Annotated in this window: 4 protein-coding genes; 2 read left to right on the top strand and 2 right to left on the bottom strand. The window is 65.3% G+C overall.

What is annotated here, in order from left to right:
• Positions 1-89 precede the first annotated feature (89 nt).
• Together CH283_RS09260 and CH283_RS09255 are read left to right on the top strand one after the other, a co-directional pair.
• A complete protein-coding gene (locus CH283_RS09260; RefSeq protein ID WP_094641658.1) occupies positions 90-2,081 on the top strand; it encodes a TerD family protein in 1,992 nt (663 codons plus the stop codon).
• 96 nt (positions 2,082-2,177) lie between these two features.
• Positions 2,178-3,212 carry an ABC transporter substrate-binding protein gene (locus tag CH283_RS09255; protein WP_176460526.1) on the top strand — a complete coding sequence of 345 codons (1,035 nt, stop codon included), beginning with the start codon at positions 2,178-2,180 and terminating at the stop codon, positions 3,210-3,212.
• Positions 3,213-3,277: 65 nt separating this feature from the next.
• Here the strand turns inward: CH283_RS09255 and CH283_RS09250 are convergent, their stop codons facing one another.
• On the bottom strand, positions 3,278-9,682 hold the full coding sequence (locus CH283_RS09250; protein ID WP_094641662.1) for a non-ribosomal peptide synthetase: 6,405 nt from the start codon (positions 9,680-9,682) through the stop codon (positions 3,278-3,280).
• Positions 9,679-16,482, bottom strand: coding sequence for a non-ribosomal peptide synthetase (locus CH283_RS09245; RefSeq protein WP_176460582.1), 6,804 nt, complete (start codon positions 16,480-16,482; stop codon positions 9,679-9,681). Before CH283_RS09245 ends, CH283_RS09250 begins: the two co-directional genes overlap by 4 nt.
• Positions 16,483-16,491 lie beyond the last annotated feature (9 nt).

Raw genomic sequence — 16,491 nt, 5'->3', positions numbered from 1 at the left:
ATGAATGTCGAGCGAGGACGACTCACATTGCCACCCGGTGCATAGGGTGAGCAGTCGGAGTCCGTTTTGTCCGACAGGAGCGTGTCAGCGTGAGTTCACCCATCCTCGCCAAGGGCCAGAACATTTCCCTGCCGGACGAGGTGACCGAGCTGGATGTCATCGTGTCGTGGGTCGATCCGGAGCGAGATCTCGATGCGTCTGCGCTGCTGGTGAATTCGAGCGGGCACGTTCGGTCCGACGCAGACTTCGTCTTCTACAACCAGCCGGAGTCCGAGGACGCGACCGTACGATACCGCGGGAGCAGTAGCACCGACGAAGGCAAACAGGAACGAGTGTCGATTCACCTCGATTCTCTCGCAGCCGAAGTCGACAAGGTGGTCATCGCGGGTAGCTCCGACGACGTTCCGTTGGGTGAGTTCGGGAAACTGTCGATGCAGGTGCGGGATCAAACCGGTTCTGTGCTCGGGGAGTTCCTCACCGCCGATGCGTCGTCGGAACGTGCGTTGGTGTTCGGCGAGGTGTATCGGCGGAACGGCGCATGGAAACTGCGGGCGGTCGGACAGGGCTGGGAAACCGGTCTCGGCGGTCTTGCGCAGGACTTCGGAGTCGACGTCGACGACAGCGAGCCCGAAACCTCGGAGAACGACGTGGTCGTGGTCGAGGTCGCTGACTCGCATGTTCAGGCCGTGGACACGACCGGTGAGATCGTCGACGTCTCGGTCGTCGATGTCGAACTGCCGAAACGTGGCGTTCGCACCAAGAAGCCCATTGCCAAGAAGGTCACGCCGCCTCGGTTCACCCTGGCCGGAGGAGAATCGTGGCAGACGGCTCGCCTGTTCTCTGTTTCCGGTGTCGGATCCGGTGAGGAGCAGGAGAAAAGGGCCACCTCGGCACTGATCGCGACGATGCAGGCGGTTCGTCCGTTCGCTCGCGCAATCTGCGCACATGCCGGAGCGCCATCCGGTCCCTTCGAGGGCTATCTCGAAGTGCAGTTCGCCAAGGGCGAGGGCAAAGTCATCCCCGACGGTGTGTTCCGGGTATCGCGCGCGGGCCAAGTGTGGACCGCGTTGCTGGAAGTGAAGACCGGCACCGGCAAGCTGCAGAAAGAGCAGCTCGAGAATTACCTCGATGTCGCGAAGAGGCACAGGTACGAGACCGTTCTGAGTTTGTCCAACGACATACCTGCCTCCGCCGGTGAGCTTCCGGTCCAGGTGAACAAGACCAAGCTGAACAAGGTATCGCTGCGGCATATTTCATGGTCCGAGGTCATTCACGAGGCTCGCATGTTGTTGTCACACGGCGACCTTGCCGATTCTCTTCAGGTATGGATTCTGAGCGAATTCGTCCGGTACCTGACGCACCCTAAGTCCGGCGCGACGGAGTTCGTCGACATGGGTCGCCATTGGGTGGCAGTTCGTGACTCCGTCACCGCCGGAACCCTCCGCGCGAGTGATGTCAAAGCGTTGTCGGTCGCGAACACGTGGGCGTCGCTGTCCAGGCACCTGGCCCTGCGGATGACCGCCGATCTCGGCGTTCCGGTGAAGCACCACCTCCCGAGGAAATTCAGCGGAGATCCCCAGGCGCGCAACGAGTGCATCGTCGAGCAGCTCGTTGTCTCCGGGTGTCTCTCGGCCACATTGCGCATTCCGGATGCCGCCGGAGATGTCACTGTCGAAGCGGATATGCGTACCAACAAGATTCAGTGCAGTACCGCAGTCGACGCGCCGACCGACGGAACCGCGCTCCGGCGAGCGTCGTGGCTACTCAAGCAACTGAAGAACGCTCCCGCCGATATCTTGGTCGAAGCCGTGTTCGCAGACGCAAGCGAAATATCGTGCGAGAACCTGGCGACCGTGCGAGCGGATGCCAAATCGTTGACCGCAGGCCGATCCAGCGAATTGCAGTATTTCACGCTGACGTCACCGACCAAGATGGGCAGCAAGCGCTCGGGATCCGCGGCCAGCTTCATCGGTAGCGTGACCGATGGTCTAGACGCCTTCTATCGCGATGTCGTTCAACCTCTGAAGCCATGGGTCCCGTCGGCACCGGGAACGTCCTCGGTCGACACCGTGGTCGACTGACCGGACCAACCACACCGAACCCCCGTCGTGTTGGTTAGTCTATCCCAACATAGGCAACGTTTGCCTAACTTGGATGATGGGGAAAGAATGCGGACCTTGAGAATTTCAACGACTCGAACGCGGGGATCTCGACGCACACTGGCGACGACATTCGCAGTGCTCTCGATGGTGGGCGTCACCGCGCTGAGCGGATGTTCCTCTTCGGACAACGAGCCGGGGGAGTCGAACACGACCACTTCGGAGTCCGGTTTCAGCTACGTCGACGGCCGCGGCGAAACCGTCGAACTCGACGCGGTGCCGTCGCGCATCGTGGCCAGCGAACAGGCTGCCGCAGCGTTGATCCCGCTGGGCATCAAGCCGGTCGGCATCTGGGGAGGGAGCTCCTTCGAGTCGTCGATCCCGCTGCGCGGACTCGATCTCGACGGCATCGAAAGCGTGGGACAGGCATACGGCGACATCGACGTGGAACAGGTCGCGGCCCTCGATCCCGATGTGCTCATCACCGGCTGGTACGCCGGGGACGCATACGGCGGCCTCGGTCTCGAAACATCCGACCTCGCCAACCAACTCGAGCAGGTCGCACCGTTCCTTGCTGTCTCCGCTCAGAAGCCCTCCTCCGAGACCCTGCAGGACTACGAGACACTGGCCACCGAACTCGGCGCCGACGTCGATACCGACGCGAACCGGGCCGACCGTGAGGCCTACGACTCCGCTGTCGCAGACCTGAAGGAAGCAATTGCTGCCAAGCCGGGTCTGACCGCGATGGCCATCTCCCCATCGGACCAGTACTACGTCGCGATCAACGACGAGTTCCCCGAACTGCGCGACTACCAGAACTGGGGTCTGACGCTCCTCGAGTCCGACGTTCCCCGCGCCGCCGACTCAGGATCCTTCACGCCCGTGAGTTGGGAGAATGTCGGTCAGTATCAGCCGAATCTCATTCTGCTGGACACTCGTTCGTACTCGACCCCGCTGGCCGAACTGGAAGCCGACCGTCCGACCTGGGCCCTGGTGAACGCTGCGGAGGCCGGAAACATCGTCGACTGGACCACCGATGCGACCAACAACTACGCGAGCTACACCGCGCAGATCGTCGACCTGACGGCGGCGATCGACAAGACGACCGTCTAGATCCACCACTTCGGATCGAAGACCGAGTCACTGCCCCCACCTCGGCACACCGAGGTGGGGGTACGTCATTCGATGCGAGCCCAGATGTAGTCGGCCACTCGTTGCCCGAACACCGACCAGTTGTGCGCCTGACCTAGCTGTGCATGCTCGAGGTCGACGGAGTGCACGTGCACGGTCCCGGTGATTCTGTCCTGCCACTGGCGGTCTCGGCGACGCTGCATTTCCAGGGGCGTTCCACGAGAAGCTCCGATCAGCAACGCGTCGCCCGCGTGGTGGCCGACCGTCGGTGGAATCGACAGAGCGAGGTGCCGACCGAGGGTGCGCACCAACCGGTCCTGTACCTCGCAAGCGAAGCTCGACAGCAGCGGATCCGTCTGCATGTGGCGTCGAAAATTGTTCTGCGCCTCCTCTATGCCGTTCTGCGACAGATCCTCACGTTCGGCCGTGTCTGCGCCGGCGACGTCTGCGTAGGAATCGAGCAATACCAGCGACGCCACTTCTTCGCCCCGCTCGTGCAGACGCGCCGCGATCGCGTGTGCGAGCTGCCCGCCGAAAGACCATCCGAGCAGGTGATACGGACCATGTGGTCGGACGGCTCGGATCCGCTCGACATGGTCGTCGACCAAGGCCTCGATCGACGCCAACTCGATCGCGTCGTCGCCGCTCTGCAGCGCCGGGTCCTGGATGGCGTACACCGATATCGAGGGATCGAGGAACCGTAAGGCTCCGATGTAGGACCAACTGAGACCGCCGGCAGGCTGCAGACAGAACACAGCGGGATCGCCGGCTCGACGCAACTCCACCAACGGTGCGAGCATGCCGTCTCCGCCACCGTCGATGACCGCACGTGCCAGACCCGCGACTGTCGGTTGCGCGTAGATGTCGCGCACACCGAGCTCGAGATCCACCGCGCGCAGACGAGACGCCAACCGGACAGCGGCCAGCGAATGCCCACCCAACGCGAAGAAGTCGTCGTCTCTGCCGATCTCGGTCACGCCCAACACTTCGTGGACCGCATCGGCGATCAGCGATTCGACATCGCCCCGCGGACGGTCCACCGGCTCGGCACTCTCCGACGGTGCAGGCAGCGCCGCGACGTCGAGCTTGCCGTTGACCGTCAGCGGCAGGCTGTCGACCACCTGCACCGATGCCGGGACCATGTAGCTCGGAATCAGTTCCCGTAGCCCGTCTTTGACCGATGACGCGGTGATGTCCGACGCTTCCGGGCCGTCGACGAGGACGTACGCGGCCAGTTCCGTACTGCCGGCCCGTTCGAACACGGTCACCGCGGCGCGCACGATGCCGGGGAGCCGCTGCAGCGCGTCCTGTATCTCCCCGGTCTCGACGCGGTGGCCCCTGATCTTCACCTGATTGTCGGCGCGGCCGTGATAGGAGATCAACCCGTCCGGGTCGCGTGATACCAGGTCACCGGTTCGATACATTCGAGAACCGTTGTCCGTGAACGGGTTTGCCACGAAACGTTCCGCAGTCAACCCAGGCCGTCCGTCGTATCCACGCGCGAGGCCCGCACCCGACAGGTAGAGCTCGCCGATGACGCCGGGTGCCGACAGCCGCAATGCGGTGTCGAGTACATGCGCGGTGGTGTTCAGAATGGGCCGACCCAGTGTCGGCGTCGATCGGTCCTGCACGTCGGCACCGAGCGCGTTGATCGTGTACTCGGTGGGCCCGTAGAGGTTGTACCCTCCCGTTCCTGGTGCGTCTCGCAGGTCGGACCACAGACGGTCTCCCACCGCTTCGCCGCCGAGCGAGACGAACACCAGACCCGCGGAGTCGTCGTCCTGCAGGGACGTGTTCAGGCACCGCGGGCGGGCCAGCAGACCGGCGTCGACGAGATGTTCACCGTAGGTCGGTGTGACGTCGAAGGCATCGATTCTCTCCGCATCGAAGTAGTCGAGGAGAATTGCCGGATCGCGTCGCGTCTGCTCGTCGATCACGTGCACCGTGTGGCCCTCCAACAGCCAGAACAACTGCTCCCACGATGCGTCGAACGAGAACGACGTGGTGTGCGCGATCGCCAACTGTCTGTGCCCGGCCCGAGCGACGACGGGCTCGAAAATTTCCCTGCGGTGGTTGACGAACATGTTCGTCAACCCGCTGTACGGGACTGCAACCCCTTTGGGGCGCCCGGTCGATCCCGACGTGTAGATGATGTAGGCAAGCTGGTCGAGTCGCCGCGCGACATCGCCGGGTGCCGGCAGTCGGTTCCCGACACCGTCGATGTCGAGTTCGATGACGACAGCGGGCTGTTCGGTCGTGATGCTCTGGAGCTGTTCTGCCAGCGTGCTCGTCGTCAGAACGACGTGCGGGCGCGATTCGCGCACTATGTACTCGATGCGGTCGGCGGGCATCTCGGTATCGACCGGAACGTAGGCAGCTCCTGCAGCGAAGACACCGAACAGCGCCTCGACCATGAGCTCGGTGCGGGGGAGGAAGAGCATGACCCGCGATTCCCCGACGACACCGTTCGATCGCAGCAGCGCACCGAGATTCAGCGCGCGTGAATGCAGATCGGCAAAGCTCCACCGAACATCCCCGGCCACCAGTGCCAGGTCGTTCGGTCGGTCTGCAGCGCGTGCAGCGAACAGATCCCACACCGTGTGCTCGGGTACAGCCGACCCGAGTGCGCCCGAGTGTTGCCGCGTCCACGCGAGCTCACGCGGAGTGAGCAGAGCGATGCTCGCCGCCGCCTCGTCCGGTGCCGCAGTCAGCGCGGCCAACGCCGCCCGATAGGTGTCGGCAATCGCTGCTGCCCGGGCATCGTCGAGAGCGTTCCGTCGATGCATCATTCGCACCCGGGCACCGGACTCCACCGGCGCGACAACCACCGTCAGTGCGTAATGCGTTGCATCACTGAGTTTCTGGTCGATCACCCGAAGTGCGCCATCGGGACCCAAACGCTCGTCGGGCGGGACGACCGGGATGTTCTGGAAGACGAACAACGTATCGAACAATCCACGGTGCCCGGCGCACTCCTCCAGGTCGGACAGCGCGAGATACGGATGGGTCAGCAGGGGACGTCGCTCGTCCTGAATACGGGCCAGATGGTCACGAACGGCGAGAGCGGGATCGATGCGCACCCGCAGCGGGACCGTGTTGAACAGCAACCCCAGAAGCTCGTCGATACCGGGGATCTCGGCCGGTCGACCGGACACCACGGTGCCGAACACCACATCGTTCTGGCCGGTGAACTTCTGCAGAGTCAGCGCCCACGCAAGTTCGTACACGATGCTCGTCGTGACGCCGGTCTGCGCAGCGAGTTCCTTCACCTCTCGGGTGAGTGAGCGATCGAGATGGAAGACCGTCTCCGCCGAACCGGCCGGATCGACCGATGCCGCGCTGCGCCGGGGAGCGAGCAGAGTCGGCCCCGGCGTGCCTGCGAGCTGGCGTCGCCACATCTGCAGGCCCGCATCACGATCACGAGTTCTCAGCCACATCACGTAGTCGTCGTACGACGCACGGTGACTCGACTCGGTGCGGCCGGGCCGCGTGTATTCGTCGAGAACGGCCCGTAGGAATCTCCAGATGGACCACCCGTCGAGAACGAGATGTTCGATGGTGAACACCAGTGCACTCCGGCCCTCGGGGAGCAGCGCCACGCCCAGTCGGACGAGCGGCGGCTGAACAGGATCGAACCCCTGTGCAGCCTCGCGCCTTTCGAAGCGTGACAGCTCCACCTGAGCCGCATCGGCGTCGAGATGTCGCAGATCCGTCGTCGCCCAGGGCATCCGAACCGTCCTCGGCACTGCGGCAACGGTGCGCTCACCGAGCTGGACGTATCCAGCACCGACCTGCGGGTGCGCGGCGAGCACGGCGTCCGCGGCACGTCGCAACAGATCCGTGTCGAGTGAGCCGGAGAGTCGCATCACCGTCTGCGACAGGTAGATCCCCTCGCCCTGTCCGCCCAGCTGCTGATGGAAGAGAAGCCCGTCCTGCAACGACGTCGTCGGGTAGATCGCTCGCAGTGGGCCGAGAATCGACTCCACTGATCGACGCTCCCGCGGGTCGAGTCCGGCCATGTCGGTACTGCGATCGACGCCGTCCGCGAACGCGCTGTCCACCACTGGATTGACTCCGGAACCTACTGCGTTCACCCTGGTCGCGACAGCCGTCGCCAGGCGTGCGGCGACGTGGGCGACGTCGGTGTCGGCGAGGGCGGACACCGAACACGCGCACGACCACGATCCGGTCTCGGTTCGGAGGAACCTGACGTCGATCTCGGGCGCGGAGGCGCTCTGTACGAGGTGCTGCCCTTCGGCACTCGAAATGTGGATGCGGACCTGCAGATCGGCAGGCGGTAGGTCGTCGAACACGCCAGGGGTGTGTTCGCTGAGGTGCGCGGCAACCCCGAAGGATGCGGCGTGCTCGGGGTCGGCCTCTCCGCCGAGCAGGGTGCCCGCGTCGATCACGACGGGTAGCCCGCGGCGCAGGCAACCCACTGTTCGGGAACCGTGTTCGACGTTTCGGTCTCGGTCGGATTCGTCGACCCACACCACCATCGACTCGTGTCCGGCGACCTCCGTCATCACCTCGCGCACCGACTCGAGGACAGCCGTCCGAGTCTCGACGATGCCGGGAAGTCCGGTCGTGGTCAGCGGTGCAGAACTCTCGGCACCACTACTCGCGGGTGCTGTCGGGACGGAGAAGAGGGGCGACGCTGTTTCTCGCCGGTCGATCACGTCCACGGCCGCATCCACGACATCGAGCCATGTCTCGGCGTGGTCGACGATCGAAAGGTCCTCTGCCAGTTCCTGATCGTTGCGTGTCCATCGTGCCGAGGAGCCGACCGCCACGTCGACCACCGATCGATCACTCGTCAACGCATCGAGAACGGACGGCCACGACTCCTCGTCGACCGCCGCGTGCGTCATCTCCACTCGCAGTACACCTTCGCCCGTCCAACCGGCTCGGAGACCCCCGTTCGCGACAGCCCCGAATTCCGTTTCTGCACTGTGGATCCGAGACCGCTCGAGAATCTCCGTTGCCGTCAGAGAGGTACGCACCGGCATGTCACCGTCGGTGTCGAGTCCGGTGGAGAGCATGTCGTGTCGAAGGTGGAGGCCGATGAGCGTTGCCTGGGCACGGCGGATCTGCCGCTCGGACAGGGTGAGTGTGCGTGACCACCGGCCGGGGCGCGGCCGAGCGAGTATCGGGGTCCGTTGCGGGGCCGAGTCGTTCGGACTGGTGGCCAGTTCGGAGATCCGCCGGTTCGGATCTGCGACGGCCTGAGCTGCGATCAGTGTCATGTCGTCCAGAATCGATCGAATAGTTCTGTCCTCGAACAGTTCCCGGCGGTAGAGGATGTCGAGTCCGAGTCGACCCGATTCACCTCGTGGACCGATGGCGACAATCAGATCGAACTTTGCCGACGCGTCGTCCGGTGGGCGGAGGACTCCGTCTACGGGCCCGAGCGACACCGGTTTCGGTCGCGTGTCCACCTCGGCGATCATCACCTGGAACAGTGGATGCACTCCCGGCGTCCTCGCGGGCCGGAGCCACTCGACGACCTCGTGGAACGGGGTGGCGCGACGGTCGACACAGTCGAGCGTCGAACTCCTGGTCCGCGCGGTCAATTCGGTCACGGTGGGGTCGCCGGTGAGGTCGGTGGGCAGCACCATGGTGTTGACGTAGAGCCCCACCGCATCGGTCAGCGCGTCGGGTGGCCGAGTATCGACGGCCGTGCCCATCGGGATCAGGTCGCCGCCGCCGTGGGCACGCAGTGCGAGAGCAGTGACGATCTGGAGAAAGACCAGTCGGCTGATGCGATTCCTCGAGCAGAACTGCTCGATGTCGTCGGCGAGGAACGTGGGCAGCACCGTTTCGATGATCCGCCCCGCGGTGGACGGCACTTCGCTGCGGGCGTGATCGAGCGGGAGAGCGACGGGCTCGACGTACGGTGCAAGAGTGGACGTCCAGAACGGTCGATCTGCCGTGACGTCGATGGAGCCTTCGTCCTCCGCATACTGCGCGTAGTCCACCGCCGACGCCGGCCAGATCGGTTCCTCGCCTCGCGCACGCGCGTCGTACGCGATCCGGATGTCTTCCAACAGGATCGGCACCGAACCGCCGTCGGCGGCGATGTGGTGCACCGTCAGGACCAATCGAGACCGGTCGTAGAGATCTGCGGCGAAGGGGATCTCGGCACCGAGGTCGAATGTGCGGGGGCTGTACGGCTCACCTCGACGGTCCGCTACCTCCACTGCGGCAGCGGGTTTCAGGTGGCGTAGCACCCTGCCGTCGTCGTTCGAGTACACACTGCGCAGCGACGCATGGCGTGTTGCCACATCGGCCAGGGCGTCGGCCAGGACGTCCAGATCCGGATCCGAGGTCAGATCGAGGTGAACCGGCATGGTGTACGCATGGCGGTCCGTTTCCATCTGATCGAGGAACAGCATCCGCTGCTGTGCACTCGACGCCGGCCCGGTACGTGCGGACGCGTGGGTGTTCGTCATCGGTGGACTCCTGATGCGAGGGTGCCGAGAAAGTGTTCCGCCACTGTCGACGCGGTGAGAGTGTCCGAGAGCGCGAGGTGATGCACGGACAGCAAGGCGGACCACCCGTCGCTCTCGTGTTTTTCGACGTGGATGTGGAGCAACGGGCCGGTGCCGACATCGATCCCGTTCACGACGCTCGCCGTGTCCTCTTCACCTGCGATGTGCACGACGGTCTCGAGGTTCACCGAGTCGGGATGTACCTCGAAGGCCTTCCACAACCTGCGCCGGGAGCGGTCGATGCGGGTGCGCAGTGCCGGGAACGTCTCCATCAGCGCTGTTGTCGCCCGGCGCACCTCCGTGTCGAGCTCGACCGCGGTCAGCTCGGCGCGGACGTCGATCTCGACCCGAACCGTCTCGATACGGTCGTCGATGTCCAGGCCGGATTTCACCGCGGTCCTGGCGAGATCGGGCAGCGGCACAGCGACATCGGCACGGGAAACATGTTCGTGTGGAGCATCTTTCGTCGCGCCGTCGGGTACCGCGGCCTCGGCGAGTGCGGCGACTGTGCGGAGATCGAAGATCTGCATCTCGGTGATGCGCCAGCCGCGTCTGCGCGCGAGGGTGACCGTGCGAATTGCGCTGATGCTGTCGCCGCCGACCCGAAAGAAGTCGTCGTCGATTCCCATGTCGTGGGCCTCGAGTCCCAGGGCTTCGGCGATGGAGGCACGGATCGCGATCTCGCTGTCGGTTGTCGGTACTCGATCACTCGACGCCGAGACATGGAATTCGATGGGGGGAAGGCCGTTGCGGTCGAGCTTTCCGCTCGAGGTCAGCGGGATCTCGTCCAGGACTGCGATGCGAGCCGGAACCCACGACGCGGGGAGGATACGGGTGGCCGTGAGGCGAATATCGTTCTCGAGCAGAGTCGTTCCGGCATCTGCGACGACGTATCCGACGAGTCGCGGCCCGGCTGCCGTGATCTGTTGGGCCGCGGCGCTCGACCGGACGCCGGGATGGGCGCGAAGCGCGGCCTCCACCTCGGCCAATTCGATACGTTGGCCGGCCAGCTTGATCTGGCCGTCGGTGCGGCCGAGATACTCGATACTGCCGTCACGTCGTTGCCGCGCACGGTCGCCGGAGTGGTAGAGGCGGGCACCGGGGACGTCGGCCCGGGGGTCGGCCACGAACCTGCTCGCGGTCAGCGCGGCCTTGTCGTGGTACCCGCGGGCCAGTTGCGTTCCGCCGAGGTAGAGATCTCCCTCGGCACCGGGTAGCACCTCGGCGAGCGTGTGATCGAGTATGCGGCAGTGGGTGTTCCACACCGGCGTGCCGATCGCGACGGACAGCCCTGCGACCGGTCCGCGCGCCGAGACGTTCTCGGCGGTCACGTCGATTGCCGCTTCGGTGGGGCCGTACAGGTTCAGCAGGGTCGCCCGCGGGAAGACCGTGGCCACCGACTGCGCGTGCTGCGCGGTCAACGGCTCGCCGCTGCAGACGATCAGCCGCAGCGCACTGGCGTCGAGGACAGGGTTCGCAGGTTCGGACGTCGCCGTGGTGAGGAATTCGCCGAGCATCGAGGGAACGAAGTGGACGATGCTCACTCCGTGCGTCGTGATGAGGTCCGCCAGCCGCCGTGGATCTCGGTGGCCGCCGTCTTCCACCACGACGACCGACGTTCCAGTGACGAACGGCAGAAAGATCTCCCAGCCCGAGACGTCGAACGACGCGGGGGTCTTCTGCAGGAACACGTCCGTATCGGTGATCTCGTGATGTTCTGCGGCCCAGAGGACACGGTTCACGATGGCCGAATGGGACACCGCGACGCCCTTCGGTCGTCCGGTCGAACCCGAGGTGTAGAGAACGTACGCCGGATGATCACCGCGCAGCGGGCGTCGGCGTTCGTTGTCGACGACCGGATGTGTAGGAAGTGCGGCCAGCCGAGTGGCCACCGCTGGGTCGGCGAGATCGATCAGGGGCACATCCGAATCGGAAAAACGTGCCGCGATATCGGCGGTGGTGACGATCGTGGCGGCACCGGAGTCTTCGAGCAGGTAGCGAAGCCGTGCTTGGGGCAGTGCTGGATCGAGTGGCACGTAGGCGGCTCCCGAGAAGGTCACGGCGAGGATCGTGACGATCAGCTCGGGTGACCGATCGAGTGCGACCGCCACGACGTCCTCGGGTCCATGACCGGAGTCGATGATCAACCGTGCCAAGGCGGACGCCTCGCCGAGAACGGATTTCAGGTCTCGGCGACGATTTTCGAATATCAGCGCCGCGCCGTCCACCGGGGATGCGCGAGTGATGATTCGGTCGAGCGTCAGGCCGGGTTCGATGTCTCGTCGAGCGCCGGAGAGTCGCGACAGCGTGGCGCGGTCCTGAGCGTCGAGCAGATCGACCGCGTCGACCTGCAGGTCCAGCGACGCAGGCATACGCTGCAACGCCGTTTCGAGGCGCCGCAGCAGTGCGTCGGCGGCGTCGGTGTCGACGACGTCGGTTGCGTACTCGACAGCAAGACCGACGGCCGAATCGTTCTCGTACAGAGTGACACTCACGTCGTACTTGGCCGTACCGGTGTCGACGGGCAGCCGTTCGGTGACCAGATCGCCGAGAGCGAGAGTGCCCCCGCCGTCCCGGTGTGGTTGGTGGACCACCATCACGCGCACCGGAGGCTGCTCGCGCAGCGCCGGCACCGCAGCCACGACCTCCTCGTACGGCGCCCTCGAATGCGCGAGCGCGTGCAGCGTCTGGTCCCGGGTACGCGCGAACACTTCTCGTACCGTGGGGTTTCCGCGTAGATCTGCTCGCAGCAGCACGGTGTTCAGGTGGAAACCCACTTCGTCGCTCGCGTCGTCGTGGCCTGTTTCCGGGGACCTGATCGACATCGGCGACGCCGTGAGGAACTGCTCACCCGATCCGCACGCGCGCAGTGCGATCGCCGTCGCAACCTGAGTGGCCATGTACATGCTCGCCCCGCACTCGCGCGCCGTGGACCGCACCGCCGCTGCGACGTCGTCGGCAACGACGCGTCTGATCGTCCGCCCGGTCCGTGCACCGGTATGGCGGGCAGCGCGCCAGCCCGGTACGTCCAGGACCGGCGGTAGTGGAGTCAGATGTGCTCGCCACGAGGCGATCTCGGACTCGTGATCCTCCTCGAACACCGCCGTCGGGGGCGGTGCTGTGCCCAGGTCCAGCGGTGTCCGGCCGGCACCGCGCGCAGCGTAAGCGCGCGAGAGGGTGCGCAGCAACGCCGGCTCCGACCATTCGTCCGTCGCGATGTGATGCACGGCGAGAACGAGTGTCGCGCAGTCCTGCTCGTCGTCGTGAACGAACACGCCGGCGCGCAGCGCAATCGACTCCGAGGGATCGAATCGTTCCTGCAGGAACTGCTCGATCGCCTGCGCCACCTTCGTAGACTGCAAGGCGTGACGTCGCAGGGCAGGGGCCGAACGTTCGTCACTCGGGTCGAGGATCTCGACCGTCAGTGCTCCGTCGTTCTCGACGTACAACGACCGCAGAGATCGATGACGTGCGGTGACGTTGGCGAGTGCCTGTTCGAGAGCGGAGAGGTCGAGGGGACCGGCGACCCTGAACACCAGCGGTACCGTGTAGGTTCCGCCGTGTCCGCTGAGTCTGTCCGCCAACCACATTCGTCGCTCTCCGGCGTTCATCGGCCGGGTGCGCGTGTCGATGTTGACCGTCTCGTCGATATTCGTTTCACTGTCGGCGCACGGCGGCTGTTCCGCTGCGTCGATGTAGTCAGACAGATTCGCGACCGTCGGGTGATCGAACACCGCTCGCACCGATATCCGTAGGTTCAGATCCCGATTGACCCTGGTCACCAGACGCATCGCGGCCAGCGAATCTCCGCCGAGGGCGAAGAAGTCGCTGTCGGGTCCGATGGAATCCAAGAGCGCCTGCGAGCCGGCGTCGCGACCGAGCAAGGCCGCGATGTGTTCGGCCAATCGCCGTTGACCGTCGGTCAGCGGGCCCGCCGGCGCACCTCCGACATCCGGGACCGGCAGGGCGCGGCGGTCGACCTTGCCGTTGACGGTCGTGGGAAACGCCTCGAGCACCATCAGATGTGCGGGAATCATGTGCTGGGGCAGCAGCGTCGTCAGATGCGCGAGAACACTGCGAGAAAGGTTGTCCGAGTTCGGGTTCGCGTCGTCCGTGGGGATCACATAGCCGCACAGAACGGGTGTTGCAGTTGCGTGCACGAGCACGACGGCAGCGCGAACCTGGGGATGAGTGGCTGCGGCGGCTTCGATCTCTTCGAGTTCCACCCGCATGCCGCGGATCTTGACCTGGTTGTCCGCTCGGCCGAGGAAGTCGAGTGTTCCGCCTTCCGTCCAGCGAGCGCGGTCACCCGTTCGATAGGCGCGGTCGCCGATCTCGCGGGCAAAGGGGTCTGCGACGAATCTCGCGGCAGTCATGTCCGACGCGCCGACGTAGCCGCGTCCGAGCAGGTCACCCGCCGCGTAGAGCTCGCCGCCCATGCCCACGGGGAGTGGTCGCAGGCGGTCGTCGAGCACATACAACCGGCAACCCGGATTCGGTTGTCCGATCGAGGTGGAGATTCGGTCCGATCCGGTCCCGTCGTACACCACGTGGGAGACCCCGATTGTCGCCTCGGCCGGCCCGTACCCGTGGTATAGGGTCCCGGTCATGCGAGACCGGAACCGCGAGAACAACTCCGGAGTGAGAACTTCGCCGCCGCACCAGACGTGACGAACCCCTGCCATCGCGTCGGTCCCAGCGCTGGTCTCGAGGAGCACGTCGAGCATGGAGGCGACGAGATACACGAAGGTCACGCGCTCACGGGATATCAACTCCAGCAATCGCTGCGGGTCCCGATCCTCGCCGGGTCCCGCTACGACGACGGTTCCTCCCGAGCACAGCGGGAGCAGTAGCTCGTTGATCGAAATATCAAATGCGAGTGGTGCTTTGAAGAGGCTGGCATCGCCCGGGCCCACCTTCAGGATGTGCTCGATCTGCCATTTCATCCGGCTGGCTATGGCCTCGTGCCGGATCATGGCACCTTTCGGCCGACCCGTCGAGCCCGAGGTGAAGATGACGTACGCCAGGCCGGCTCCGTGACGGACCACTCCCGACGGCGGGGTGACCGGTCGGCTCTCGTGCTCCCATCGGTCGAGGGCCACCGCTATCGACAGCACCTCCGTGTGCTCGTTCGACTCCGAGCTTCCTGGGCCGCGCAATGCCACGCCGATGTTCGCGTCACGGACCACCGCAGCCCTGCGGGCCTGGGGCCATTGCGGGTCGAACGGGACGAACGCTGCTCCTGCCGCGAGAACGGCCATGACGGAGACGACCATCTCGGCGGACCGAGTCATGTCGATGGCCACACGTGCTTCCGGTCCGACTCCCGCCACCACCAACGAGTGCGCGAGTTGGCTCGAGCGGTGGCTCAACTCGGCGTAGGTCAGACGGGTTGGGCCGGCAACGACGGCGGTCGCGTCACCTGTCCGCGCCGCCCACTCCTCGAACATCTGCACGACGTCCTGCTCGGCGAGGCAGTGACCGGTCTCGTTGACGTCGGTGACGAGCGTCTGCAGCTGCTGCGAGGATGCGAGGGGCAACGAGTCGATCGGAGCATCGGGTGCGGTGGTCGCGGCATCGATAAAGACCGCCAGCGCGTGCGCATGGGCTCGGATCTCCGTCTCTGCGCCGGCACCTCGTAGTTCCATTGCCAGCCACGAACTTCGAGGGTTCGCACGGTCGATGGTGCCCTCGACCACGAACTCGAGGTCCGTCACAGGCCCGAGCCAGTTCTGACGCAGTCGCGCGCGCTCGCCTCCGAACATCGAGTCACGTTCGGCCACCAGAACATTGATTCCCGGAGCGATCAGCGCAGAGTCTCCTCGCCGCAGCCGGAGCAGCTCGGTCACCACATCGGGTGCGACGGCGGTATGAGGTCGCATCCGCGTCAAGGTGGAATCGACGTCCGCCAGCACGTCGACGACGGTCCTGCCCTCGTGTTCGAGCACGAACGGCACGACGGTCGAGGTCATCGCGATCGGAGATTCCGCCGGGGCATGGCCGGCGATTGCCAAGCGGATGGGTTGCCGCCCTACGGGTCTCGTCGTTGCGGCGTATGCGCCGAGGAGACCGACGAGGGTGCGGCGCGGCGACGTGCGCGAGCGATCGGCCAACGCGAGCACGCGGTCGACGACGTTCTCCGGTAGCTCGACCGCGATGTGCGACACCGTCAGTCCTGTGTGCTCGAGCAGACCCCGATCTTCGGGCAGGCTCGTGACCACCGCATCCCAGTAGTCGCGGTCGTCGTTCGGTGAGGCGGTGTCGGTGCGAGGACGCGTGGATCGGTCCGTCCGAACATCGTTGTAGACGTCGGCGACCCGTTCTGTGAGTGCGGTGACCGAAAGGCCGTCGATCACGATGTGGTGGTAAGCCTGGATCCACCACAGCCGCCCGTCTTCTGCGGCGGCGACGATGTGGTGATGCATCGGGCCGGTGTCCGACGACCCGATCCTGGACCGAGCCTCGGTGACGAGGGAATCGATGTGCGTGTCCGATCCGGACGTCGCACGTGTCTCGATGCGTCCGGGCACCGCGTCGACGATGTCGAGGTCACCGTCCGAGGACGGCGTGAATGCGCGATCGAGATGCGGCAACCCGGCGAGCGTGGCTGACACCGCACTGTGAAGACGCACGGGGTCGGTGGTCGTGGGGAGCTCGAGTCGCCACGCCAGCGAGTACGTGCCCTCGCCTGCGTCGATCTGCGCGGCGGTCCAGACGGCTCTCTGTGCGGGGGTGATTCGAGGTGCGTCGAGCATGGTCATCCGGGTCTC

Source organism: Rhodococcus sp. 05-2254-2 (assembly GCF_002259095.1).
In the GTDB taxonomy this organism is placed as follows: domain Bacteria; phylum Actinomycetota; class Actinomycetes; order Mycobacteriales; family Mycobacteriaceae; genus Rhodococcoides.
This window is presented reverse-complemented; position numbering and strand designations above follow the sequence as displayed.